Origin of the sequence: Hymenobacter volaticus (assembly GCF_022921055.1) — a bacterium.
In the GTDB taxonomy this organism is placed as follows: domain Bacteria; phylum Bacteroidota; class Bacteroidia; order Cytophagales; family Hymenobacteraceae; genus Hymenobacter; species Hymenobacter volaticus.
Genome location: NZ_CP095064.1, coordinates 42,907 through 54,784 on the forward strand (window position 1 = coordinate 42,907; position 11,878 = coordinate 54,784).

9 protein-coding genes are annotated in these 11,878 nt (G+C 56.3%); 7 read left to right on the top strand and 2 right to left on the bottom strand.

Annotated features, from left to right (window positions below; translation table 11 throughout):
* Positions 1-51: 51 nt before the first annotated feature.
* Positions 52-2,643, bottom strand: a complete 2,592-nt coding sequence (locus MUN86_RS25785) for a beta-mannosidase (RefSeq protein ID WP_245126881.1) — start codon at positions 2,641-2,643, stop codon at positions 52-54.
* Positions 2,644-3,837: 1,194 nt separating this feature from the next.
* Between MUN86_RS25785 and MUN86_RS25790 the strand changes: the two genes are divergently transcribed.
* From MUN86_RS25790 to MUN86_RS25800, 3 genes are all read left to right on the top strand, one after another.
* Complete coding sequence (locus MUN86_RS25790) at positions 3,838-5,832, top strand: retaining alpha-galactosidase (RefSeq protein WP_245126882.1); 1,995 nt, start codon at positions 3,838-3,840, stop codon at positions 5,830-5,832.
* Positions 5,833-5,834: 2 nt separating this feature from the next.
* Complete coding sequence (locus MUN86_RS25795; RefSeq protein ID WP_245126883.1) at positions 5,835-6,866, top strand: glycoside hydrolase family 5 protein; 1,032 nt, start codon at positions 5,835-5,837, stop codon at positions 6,864-6,866.
* A gap of 247 nt (positions 6,867-7,113) precedes the next feature.
* Positions 7,114-7,299, top strand: a complete 186-nt coding sequence (locus MUN86_RS25800; RefSeq protein WP_245126884.1) for a hypothetical protein — start codon at positions 7,114-7,116, stop codon at positions 7,297-7,299.
* 536 nt (positions 7,300-7,835) lie between these two features.
* On the opposite strand, the gene MUN86_RS25805 is transcribed toward MUN86_RS25800, so the two are convergent.
* Entirely contained in the window at positions 7,836-8,063 is a 228-nt protein-coding gene (locus MUN86_RS25805) for a hypothetical protein (RefSeq protein WP_245126885.1), read from the bottom strand.
* Positions 8,064-8,074: 11 nt separating this feature from the next.
* On the opposite strand from MUN86_RS25805, the gene MUN86_RS25810 reads away from it, so the two are divergent.
* The 4 genes from MUN86_RS25810 (at position 8,075) to MUN86_RS31405 (ending at position 11,807) form a co-directional block, all read left to right on the top strand.
* Complete coding sequence (locus MUN86_RS25810; protein ID WP_245126886.1) at positions 8,075-8,710, top strand: AraC family transcriptional regulator; 636 nt, start codon at positions 8,075-8,077, stop codon at positions 8,708-8,710.
* Positions 8,694-9,308, top strand: a complete 615-nt coding sequence (locus MUN86_RS25815; protein WP_245126887.1) for a hypothetical protein — start codon at positions 8,694-8,696, stop codon at positions 9,306-9,308. Before MUN86_RS25810 ends, MUN86_RS25815 begins: the two co-directional genes overlap by 17 nt.
* 361 nt (positions 9,309-9,669) lie before the next feature.
* On the top strand, positions 9,670-10,620 hold the full coding sequence (locus tag MUN86_RS25820) for an alpha/beta hydrolase family protein (RefSeq protein ID WP_245126888.1): 951 nt from the start codon (positions 9,670-9,672) through the stop codon (positions 10,618-10,620).
* A gap of 1,052 nt (positions 10,621-11,672) precedes the next feature.
* The gene (locus tag MUN86_RS31405; protein WP_280640671.1) at positions 11,673-11,807 is read left to right on the top strand and encodes a hypothetical protein; all 135 of its coding nucleotides are present in this window, start codon (positions 11,673-11,675) and stop codon (positions 11,805-11,807) included.
* Positions 11,808-11,878 lie beyond the last annotated feature (71 nt).

Sequence of the window (11,878 nt, forward strand, 5' to 3'; positions counted from 1 at the left end):
GCAGTGTGCTGCTCCTATTGGGGAAGGCTACTCGGTAAGCCATTAGGCACTTTAGAACGCGTCGGCTAGAGTGCGCACCACTAGGCGCTTGCGGAGTTCGTTGGGCGAGGTTTCGCCTTCGCTTTTAAAAGTCAAAGTTTTGGTTTCCCCGGGCAGCAAGTCGAAATAGTTGTCTTCAAAAAAGCCGTCGCCTTGGCTCAGGGACAGCCATACTTCCCGTGCAAGGGTCTTGCTCTTGAGGGTGACCTGGTAAGTGCTGTCGGTGGTGCGGGCCCAAGTGGCGGTGATAGTGGCTTTAGGCAGCGCCATTTCCTTGGGTGAAGCGAAATAGTGCGTGTTCGTCGAAAGCGGTTGGTTGCCGGCCGTCAATCCGCAGTGCAGCACCACGCGCTTGGGGTCATGGCCGTTGAGCAGCGTGGCCTTCGGAATATCGAGGTACGCCTGGCTAGTTAGCGGGGCTACTTGCACGGAGGCAGTTTGCTTGTGCAGTACCTTCCCGTTAAGGTCAAGCAAGCGTACTTGCAAGCTGGCGGGCGTAGCTGTGGTGCGGTCCGACACCACGTAGAAGCGCACTTGGTCGCCTTCTTCGTGAGGGCTCACCAGCACGGGCGCGTAGAAGCGCTTGGCGTAGTACTGCAGCGCTTTCCAGCGCCCGTAATAGTCGATACTCGACCACGAGGCCACGCCCCAACAGTCGTCCAGCTGCCAGTACATCGAACCCATCGTGCGAGGACGGCTGCGGCGCAGGTGCTCGGCGCTGAGCTTAATGGCCTGGGCTTGCAGCACTTGGCTCACGTACAGAAAGGAGGCGAAGTCCTTGGGTTGTTTGTAGTCGCGCAGCAAATACTCTTTCAGGCGCGGATTACCCACGGCGCTACGCTGGTGCTCCTTCATCACGGGGGAGGCGATGTCGTGGTCGGCGGGCAAGGTGAACTGGGCCACGGATTTCAGCTCCGGGAATGACTGAAAGCCGTACTCGCTCATAAAGCGGGGCACCTGCTTTTCATAGTTGGCGATGGGCGCCGTACCGCCCCACACGTCCCAATAATGCATGTCGCCGTTGGTTTGCGAACCGGCCATGTCTTCGAAGTCGGCCGAGGGGCTCGATGACAGGTAAGGCCGGCTAGGGTCTTCCGTCTTCAGCACCGTCGGAATCAGGTCGCGGTAGAGCTTGAGGTAGTTGCTCCACACTTCCAGCTTGTGCACGCCCATTTTTTCGGGCACGCCCCACTGCTGCCAGGCAACTTCGTTCTCGTTGTTGCCCACCCAAATAGCAATGCTTGGGTGGTCGCGCAGACGGCGCACTTGGTAGGTGACTTCCTCGCGCACGTTGTTGTTGAAGGCCTCGTCCCCGGGGTAGAACGAGCAGGCAAACAGAAAGTCCTGCCACACCAGCAAGCCCATTTCGTCGCAGGTGTCGTAGAAATATTGATTCTCGTAGATGCCGCCGCCCCATACGCGCACCATGTTCATGTTGCAGTCCTTGGCGGCTTGCAGCAGCCGGTGGTAGCGCTGATTGGTGACGCGCGTCTGGAAAATGTCGGCGGGAATCCAGTTCACGCCCTTGGCAAAAATCGGAATGCCATTTACCACAAACTCGAAGGATTTGCCATACGCATCCTTTTCGCGGCGTAGCTCCACGGTGCGCAAACCAATGCGCGTACGCGCGTCGTCAAGGGGCTTGCCGCTCTGCACCAAGTGAGCGGTAAAGGAGTAAAGCGGCTGGGCGCCGTAGCCAGCTGGGTACCATAATTGCGGGCTAGGTAAGCGCAAGTCGGCCGTTAAGGCGTGGCGGTTGGGTTGCAAGGTTACGGCCTGCTCAACCCGAGGGCCGGGCTTCCCATCCGGGCTGGTTGTTTCAACTACCAAGGTTGCGGGGCCGCTAGCGGCGGCCGCGCCTTCGTACGTCAGAACTAGGCTAAGCTGCGCGGCTTGGGGGCTTAATTGGCGCTGCACTACGTGAAAATCGGTGATTTTGGCGGCGTCCCAGGCTTCGAGCTGTACCGGCTGCCAAATGCCGGAGGTAATAAACCTAGGTCCCCAGTCCCATCCATAATGGTAGGGTGCTTTGCGGGTGTAAGGGCTTAGCACCGGGCCTTTCTCGCCCACGATTCCCATGGCCTGTTCATCGTTAATAGCAAATAGATTGTAGCCATACTTCTGAGGTAGGCCGGCTACCTCATTCAGCGGTGAGCGGAAGTGTACCAGTAAGCGGTTGGTTCCAACCTTCAGCTGAGGCTTAGCTTCAATGCGCCATTCCCGAAACATATTGTCGGTGTGCAAAATGGCTTGGTCGTTGAGCGTGACATCCGTGTAGGTATCAAGCCCCTTGAAGACCAGTTCTAAGTGCTGACGCTGGAGCATAGCTGGCGTCACGTCGAAGGTTGTTTCGTAGTCCCAATCGGTGTGGCCTATCCACTGTAGCTTCATTTCGTTGTCGCGGTACAGCGGGTCTTCTATCTGCTTGGTAGCCAATAGATCCGTGTGTACGCAGCCGGGTACTGTAGCCGGAGCCCAGTTGTCTTTGCCTGCTTGGCGAAAGCGCCAGCCCGTGAGAATCGGCTGAATGGTTTTGTTGCTAGCTAAGCCAGGAGCAGTTGCGGCTTGCTGTGCTACTGCCGGCGGCAAAGACAGCAAAGACAAAAGGCCCGCGAAACCTAAAAAAATGGTGGAAAATTGATGCACAAATGAAAAAGCGGGAAAGCTGGTTGAAGAAAGAAGGGGCTGAGTCGCACATCATGTGCTGCAACTCATAACCAGCCGCATTCGACCATTACTGCTGACGCAACAGTTCTGGAATGCGGCCGATTGTGACACAGACGGAGAGCTGGCTTAACCACTAAGGCCTTGCATTAAGCTCTATTTTTCAAATCATTGCAGTGCAATTGGCAGCAAGGAATAGTATTTCCGACGTTACCCGTAATGCATTACGCGTGGGCACAGGTAGCCACTTCAACTGGTGGCAGCCGGTATTAAAGCAAAAAGCTGATGTCGCTGTCCTGCCCGCCGTCCTGCACGCACAGCGGGCTTCTTTTATTGATGATGCCTACTCTCCCGTACCTGAATGCGGGTGCCTGAGCCCGGCTGGCCACTGTTAGACGTAATGTCGAGGCCTGCCACTAGGCCTTGTAGGATTTGTACGGATTAGAAGAGGTCACTTGCATGGATTGAGCCTTAGTAACACTTGCTGCCGATTTCACATCATCCAGCATCTAGCCATTAGCATCCAAGAAGTTGCGAAAGTTAGTTTGCGTTACATTGGGCATTTCCTAGGTTTTAACTCATCCTGAGCTTATTACCAAAGTAGTAACATTGACTAGTAGCCTTAGCCGAGGAAAGACAGTTGTTGGCACCGGCACTTGTCCCCTTAGTAATGCTCTTCACTAGGCTGGCTGCTCCGGGTAGGGGCACCCCCGTGGCAGGGGGCACGAAGCTTTGCCCAACCTGGAGTTGAACAAAAGCTGCGGTAGGGCTGCAAGGCAGCACACGGGCAGGCGGTAAGAAGGCTCTCATTGCTGATAATATTAGGTGAGAGGTAGAAGGCCAAAGGTGCGATAGTTTTTTGCTTATTGTATAATGATATTATATCATTTATTTGTATTAAAATATCGGAAACTGCGGAAAAAATAACACAATTGCTACTGCAACATGTTAATTAGCAAGCTTTTATATCTTAGTTAGGGATGCTGCTATTATGTGTAAATCGATACCTAGATGTAATGAATGAGGGTCACCACATTTGATTCAAATGTTGTTTATTGGCATTGCTTAAGCAATTTTGCTAGGCATCATGCCCTTACCGTTCGCGCTTATGCTTACTGGCCTTGCCGCACTACTATGCTCTCCCGCCTCCCACTCTTAGGTCTCTTTGCCTTATCCAGCTTTGTTGGGCACGCCCAGCGAAGCTCTGATTACCACCTGAAGTCGCCTGACGGCAAGCTGGACCTGCTGGTACAAACCGGCCCCACCCTGCGCTGGTCGGTGCAGCACGAAACTACGGCTGTTATCACGCCTTCGGAAATCTCGCTGGTGCTGGCCGACGGGGAAGTGCTTGGCAAAAATTCTGTAGTGAGCGGCTTTAAAACGGTTGCCGTAAAAACCACCATTGCGTCGCCATTTTACAAGAGAAGCCAAATTGCTGACCAGTACAATCAGCTAACGTTGACGCTGAAAGGCGGCTATGGCCTGGTTGCCAGGGCCTATAATGACGGCGTGGCATACCGCTTTTTCACGAGCCGGAAAGGTGCACTGACGGTGCTTACTGAGCAGGCGACCTTCAACTTTGCCCAGGATTACGAGACGCTAATCCCGTTCGTGCGTGACCTACGGGTGCCGACTGACCCTTATATGTCGTCGTTTGAGAGCTTGTATTCGGTCCAAAAACTGTCGCGTGCAAAAAAGGACTCGCTAGCTTTTCTGCCGGCGCTGGTAGCCGTGGGCGAGCAAAAAAAGGCGGTGATTCTGGAAGCCGACGTGGAAGACTATCCCGGCATGTTCCTTGAAAGCAATGAGGTGCCGGCTACCAGCCTGCACGGCGACTTTGCCCGCTACCCCGCCGAGGAAAAGGCCGGTGGCTTCCATAACATTCAACTGGTGGTGCCGCGCCGCGAAAACTACATCGCCCGGACCCGGGGCTCGCGCACGTTCCCGTGGCGGGCCGTGGTCATTAGCTCGGAAGACAAGCAGCTGGCCGACAACGACATGGTATACAAGCTGGCGTCGCCATCGCGGGTGAAGGACGTGAGCTGGATAAGACCTGGCAAAGTGGCTTGGGACTGGTGGAACGACTGGAACATTACGCACGTCAACTTCCGGGCCGGACTAAACACGCCTACCTACAAGTACTACATCGACTTTGCCGCGGCCAACAAGCTCGAGTATGTCATTCTGGATGAGGGCTGGTCGGAGGAGACTGACTTTCTGAAAATTTCCCCGAAGATCGACCTAGCCGAGCTCATCGCTTATGGCAAGCAGCGGAACGTGGGTCTCATTCTGTGGGCCAACTGGCGCTCGCTCACCGAAAAAATGGACGAGGCCTACCGACAATACGCGGCCATGGGCGTAAAGGGCTTTAAGATAGACTTTCTAGACCGCGATGATCAGAAGATGGTTCGCTCCTCCTACGAGCTGGCCCGCAAAGCCGCCGACTACCAGCTGCTGGTAGACTTCCACGGCATGCACAAGCCTGATGGGCTGCAGCGCACTTACCCCAACGTGATCGGCTACGAAGGCGTAAAGGGCCTCGAAAACTCTAAGTGGACACCCGACGACGACGTGCCGCGCTACGACGTGACCCTGCCCTTCATCCGGATGATGGCCGGGCCCATGGACTACACGCCCGGCGCCATGCGCAATGCCACCAAAGCGGAATACCACCTCAGCCATACCTTGCCTATGAGCCAGGGCACGCGCTGCCACCAGTTGGCCATGTACGTGGTATTTGAGGCCCCGCTCCAGATGCTGTCGGACAGCCCCACGGCCTACAAAAGGGAACCGGAAAGCACCGATTTCATCGCCCAGGTGCCCACCACCTTCGACCAAACGGTGGCCCTCGACGGCAAAGTCGGCGAGTACGTGGCCCTAGCCCGCAAGAAGGCCGATACTTGGTACGTGGGCGCCATGAGCAACTGGAACGCTCGCGAAATAACCCTGGACTGCTCATTCCTCGGCGAGGGCAGCTACGAAGCCGTGATTTTTCGGGATGGCGTGAATGCCGACCGTGACGCTACCGACTACGTGCGCGAGACAGTGAGATTGTCGGCGAAAGACCAACTGAAAATTGCCCTCAGCCCCGGCGGTGGCTGGGCGGCTCGCGTTTATCCCGTTAAGTAACAATGAAATCCATGTGGGGCTTCCAAAAAATTATTGCGCTTTCATGCTTAGGCGCTATGCTGCTGCCCGCGGCGGCGCGTCAGCAACCCGGCCACTTCCCGGTAGCTGTAGCGGCCGCTAGCAAGAAGCCGAAATTCGTGAGCAAGCACGGACAGCTCAGCGTGAAAGGCACCCAACTCGTAGATAAGAACGGGGCGCCCGTCGTGCTGCGCGGACTGAGCTTCGGCTGGCACAGCTTGTGGCCGCGCTTCTACAACGAGCGGGCCGTGCAGTGGCTGCAAGCGGATTTCAACTGCAACGTGGTGCGCGCCGCCATGGGTATCGAAGTAGGTGAGCGGAGCTACCTGAAAGACCCGGCCTTCTCGAAAGAGCGCATCACGGCGGTGATTGATGGCGCCATCAAGGCCAACCTCTACGTTATCGTGGACTGGCACAGCCACAACGTCAACCTAGCGGAAGCCAAGGCCTTTTTCGGGGAAGTATCCAAGAAGTACGGCCAGCACCCCAACGTCATTTATGAGGTGTTCAACGAGCCGGACGACGAGACCTGGGACGAGGTGAAAGCCTACGCAGAAGAAGTTATCAAAGTGATTCGTCAGAACGACCCCGACAATATCATTCTGGTCGGCTCACCCCACTGGGACCAGGACGTCAACCTGCCTGCTGCCAACCCCATCAAGGGCCAGCAGAACTTGATGTACACGATGCATTTCTACGCCGCCACGCATCAAAAAGCCCTGCGTGACCGCACTGACGAGGCCCTTAAAAGCGGCCTCCCGATTTTCATTTCCGAGTCGGCGGGCATGGAGGCATCTGGCGACGGCCCGCTCAACTACGCGGCCTGGCAAGAATACATCGACTGGATGGAAGCCAACCGCCTAAGCTGGATTACCTGGTCGGTATCGGACAAAGACGAAACCTGCTCTATTCTCAAAAAAACGGCCAGCGCCACCGGGCACTGGAAGGATGAAGACTTGAAAGAATCCGGCCTAAAAGTGCGCGAGTATCTGCGCAAGTACAACACAGAAAAGTAGCGTTGGAACGCGGCCAAAATATGTTTGCTGGAGTCAAGCTCATGTGTTTACAAAGCAAAAAAAGGATGGGCTGAGCGGGCCGAAGCATCACTACCGCATAATACTTGCGTGGTAGAGATACTTCGGTCGGCTCAGCGCGTCGAACTTCCGTGGGTTTTGGGTCTGTGACTTATGCCCAAGCGCTTTTGCCCCGCTCCTAGCGAGCGGCAGTTGACTGGTCGGCTTCGCTGATCCCGGTCGTGCACGTGTGCAGCCGGCTCGAGCCCGGTCGGCTGGTCATGAGCGTCTAGGCTTGCGGCAGGACCAGCAAGACCAACTCTTCCACTTGTTCCGCTACTTGCACCAGCCTGTCGACGGCATAGGGGTGGTCTTATACTCAGCGAAGAAAACCCTCGACCTCGGCTCTATGTTCACAGCCATCTTACCTGCGTGAGGAACATGTTAGCTAAGCCGGAAGATAAGGTATAGGACACGCCTAGCTGCAAGCGAAGCGTACTTACCTGTATCGTGCGCAGGGAGAGGAATAGTAGAAATGAGGTGCGTACAAAAACGAGTCTTTTCTTAGAATAACAGCATCTGCTTGATTAGCCTTTGACCTGGTGAACCAGCCACGCGGAGCGTCTCAGCGAGCCATCTATAGAATCAATGTTTCACCCGGGGTCCTCATGCTGACTTTTTAGGACACGTCGAGGCAAGTCTCCTAGCGTGGGCTCCGATGCGCATAACCCACCGCTTCATCCAGGTAGCTCAGCCGCTATATTCCCTCCCTGCTGGTAGAAGATAGCACGGAAAAACTCCTAAATCCACCTCACTTCAAGCCACGGAACGCGAACTTCACTCCGCTACAAACGGTCCCTTTTACCTCGTGTAAACGAGCGTATCCTGTACGTAAAGTCGAGGTAGCGAGCTGCTTCGGCCGATAACGCAAGCGCTTTAGATATAATCGCTCGGTTAGCTACGGGTTCTTCCTTATATTCCCTCTGCACGACGCCCGGGCCCCACGCTCCCGGCGCTGCTGGCCGTATGACCTTCCACGAGTTTGCTCCCGCGCCTTGTCTGCGCCCTTACGTGGCCCGCTACTGGCTGGTGGAAACCACGCCCGCCGATGCCCATCCGCTCACGCATCTGCTCACGCCCAACGCCCTGGATGGGTTTGTCTTCCAATTCCAGACCCAGGCCCCGTCGGGGTTCATGCAAGCGGCCTGCTCGTGGGTATTGCCCGCCGCCTATGCCCTCTTGCAGCCCTTTGCTCCCTGGCGGCTGCACTTGCCCGCCCCTGCGGCATTGCCGGGGTGTTTTTCCGGCCCGGCGTGGTGCACCACTTACTGCGCTATCCCATGCACGAACTTACCAGCCAGCCGTTGGACCTGGAGGCTTTCTTCGGGCCACCCGTCCGCCTCCTGCAAGCGCAGTTGCAGGACGCGCTTAGCCCCGCGGCGCGCGTCGAGCGGTTGGATGCCTTTCTCAGTGACCGCCTCCCGGTGCTGGCGCAGTCGCCCACTTACAGCGATTATATCCTGCACCAGCTGGCTCAGCACCCGGGCGCGGGCGCGGTACAGGCTTGGGCACGGGAGTTGCGCGTGAGCCGGCAATTTTTAGCCCGTCACTTTGCCGAGCAGGTCGGCCGCAGCCCCAAACAAATGAGTCGGGTCGTGCGCTTCAATGCTCTGCATCAAGCCCTGGTGCAGGCACCCCCGCCGAGTTGGCTGGATCTGGTCTACCAGTTCAACTACTATGACCAGGCCCACCTAATCAAAGATTTTACCGCCTTCACCGGCCTCTCGCCCACCACCTACCAGCACGCGCCGAGTGCGGCCGCTGATTTTTATGCCGGCCGGCGCTAAGGTTCCATTTTTACAAGGCCCCCGCGCCCACGCCGATGTAGGTTTGGGCGCGTCGGCACTCCGCCGGGGTTCTTACTGGTTAGCTGCCATGGCCGCGTCTGCTTCCTCCCGCTTGTTTGTGCTCTATGTGTTGCTGGCCGGCTACTGTTGTGGGGCCGCGCTGATGGCCGAAATCGTCGACTACCAGAGCTGGCAGGATCTGGGGCCGTATCTGAGTCCGGCCGAGTTCGCGCAGTGGCACACGGTGGCCGGGGCGCGGGCGCTGCCCGTGTTGGTGCTGCCCATGATCGTTACCACGCTCGTGGCCGTAAGTCTGCTGCGCTGTTGGCCCGCGCAGGTGCCGCGTTGGGGCCTGTGGGTGCTCCTGGGCTGCCATGCCTTGGCTTGGACGTCCACTTTGTGCTATCAGCTGCCGCTGGAGCAACAGCTAGATCAAGGCGCCTATTCGGCGGCCCTGCTGGCCGAACTCTGGCGCACGGACTGGCTGCGCAAGCTGGCCTTTCTGGTGGAGATGCCGGTGGTGGGCTACTTAGCCCTGCGTTTCTTTGGGGCCGCCCCTGCAGTGCGCCACCCCCCGGCGTCCCCTCCCCTCTCCTAAAAACGCGGCTCCTTATCTTCTTGGTGCGGGTTGCTAGTTCCCCCTTAAGAACGGCACGCATTCGGTGGTAGCATCTGCCCCACGTAGCTAGACCTTCTCAAGCAAAGACAAGGCCTTAATCTGGCCCGCTCTACTCAACCACCTCAGGGAAAGCGAGGGAACACGGGGTACGGTCGCAGTGGGGAGACACGAGGACTAGCCGTCACCTGCTAGCCGGCTGGAAAGTAGGAAAGTAAAGCAGTAGCTACTCGTAGAAAAAACCATGCAGCAGAGGAAGCCTCCGGCTACTCCATCCAGAGTGCAGATAACCGGATTATGCCACTTAGCTACTTGTTGTGTGATAACCACTAAAACTAAAAGAATGAAAGTAGCTATCGGTGTGATACTTCCTGCTTTGTTGAGCAGCCATTCGAGTTGGGCGCAGGATGGGAGAATCCTCCGTAAAAAGCCCTTCCTTTTAGCGGAAGGAGTGTTCAAAGAATTTGCGCGCCGTAATCCCGAGTTCAGTAGGAATTTGCGAGGCGTTGCTTTTTATCGGATTACGTATTTGTCGGATGGCTTGCGGGTGACCGGCTACCTGGCCGAGCCAAAGGAAAAGGGCAACTACCCTTGTATCATTTCCAACCGGGGTGGCAATAGAGAGTATGGCCAATGGGATACGGTTCAAATTGCTTATACCCTGGGCCGCATGGCCACCTGGAAGTATGTGGTGATCGCCAGTCAGTACCGAGGCAACGATGGCGGAGAAGGGAAAGAGGAGCTCGGAGGAAAAGAGGTGCAGGATGTCCTGAATCTGCTTCCGGCGCTTTCCCAAGTGCCCAATGCCGATACGTCAAGAATTGGGATAGAAGGCGGAAGCCGGGGCGGCATGATGACGTATCTGGCCCTGAAAAGTACGAGCCGCTTTAAAGCCGCCGCCGTGAATTCGGGCGTGACCAATCCTGTGACCCACATCAAAAACCGGCCGGATTTGGAAAGTGAGTATTCGGAAGTAATACCGGGTTACGCGACGAACAAAGAGGCGGTACTAAAAGCGAGGTCGGCCGTTTTTTGGGCCGACAAGATGAGTAAAACAACGCCGTTGCTTGTTCAACACGGCAGCTCGGACTGGCGAGTGCCGGCGGCGGAAGCACTGGAACTGGTTCAAGCATTATATGCGTGCCAACACCCGACGCGCTTCATTTTATACGAAGGCGCCACCCATGCGCTGAGAGAGGTGGGAGCGCAGTATTTTGCGGAAATGAAAAGGCACTTTGATTACTACGTCCGGGATGAAAACCCGGTGCCGAGAATGACGCCCCACGGACCATAACCGAGGTTAGCAGTAAAAAAAGAACCCATCTCGCAACGCCGCTTATCTAATGCGGTCGTGACAGGAAGCGAGCGAGGCGTTTATCTCTCTCAAGATAAGGCAATTGCCTTTGCGCTCGATATAGAAAACTATCTTTATCGCGTGTCTCGTAACACGCAGGTGCTCCCCTCATTCGACCCGCTTCCGTCCGCCTCCTACCCTCTTCCTTGTTTCATTCTAGAGAGGCGCGTTCCAGTAGAGAAACAAGAGTCGTTCAGCCGGTCTTCCCCGCAGGGCCGCCGTTGCATTTTCCTTACTGTCCACCTCGAGTCGGGAAACCCGGCTTACTGCCGTTTGGAAAGCAGTTTGGGGCTGATAGCCTACCTGCCGCGCGGCAGCTTGCGTGCTTTGACTTTCACTGCCCAGACGCAACGCTCCAAACCGAAAGGCTTCAGCAGCGCGCCGCCGCTTCCGCCGTGAGTTGTTGTTCAGTTGCTGAGTTATGTTAGAAGAAGATACTGTCCTTTTCAGCTTCCCCCTCTAGCAGACCCTTTCCCTGCTGCCAGTAGCGCTCGTCGTCGGTCTGTACCATGGCAATACGAAGGAGAGCGACTGGCTGCCCTATTGCGCGGGCAGCTATTTGGGTTTGGGCAGGGCTTTCACGCAGGGGCCGCACCTATGTCCCCAGCAGTCAAGCAGTACCTAGCGTGTCCGGCGGCTACGGAGCCAGGTGGCCAAATCGCTAGGGAGCTGCATTGTTAGCCACAACCCTATTCCACTTTCCTGAGATCGGGGCAAATAAGCTTGGCGAGCAAACGCTGATTTTACGCATTCGATTGTGCCCATTGCCGGGCAGAGATTTTAGGGAGTGGTTAACTTTATGGCTTAGATAGACTTATAAAGTTTGGTGTATCATTGACTTTTCGACTCAATCGATTGCGTAACTTCTTTATAAAAGATATGTTTGTACAACCCGCACGGGCTCATTCTGATGCCTCGAGCTGTCAACGCCCAGGCGTTTCGCCTAGGCACTACGATGCGTTGATGAGCATTTTTCCGCTAACACAACCCAAGTGCCGCGCTACTCCCTGTACCCGGCGGGCTTCTGCATCTATTCCGATAGCTATAACCACCGCAGCTATCGGCAACGGGCTCGGGCAGTACGGGCGGGCACGAATACGGCTTTGGCAAGTACCATCCGGTGGTAGGTGGCCAGCGCCTTATCCCCACGATCACCATTCTCTACCAACGACCCCTTCGACAAGTATGGCGAGTAAAT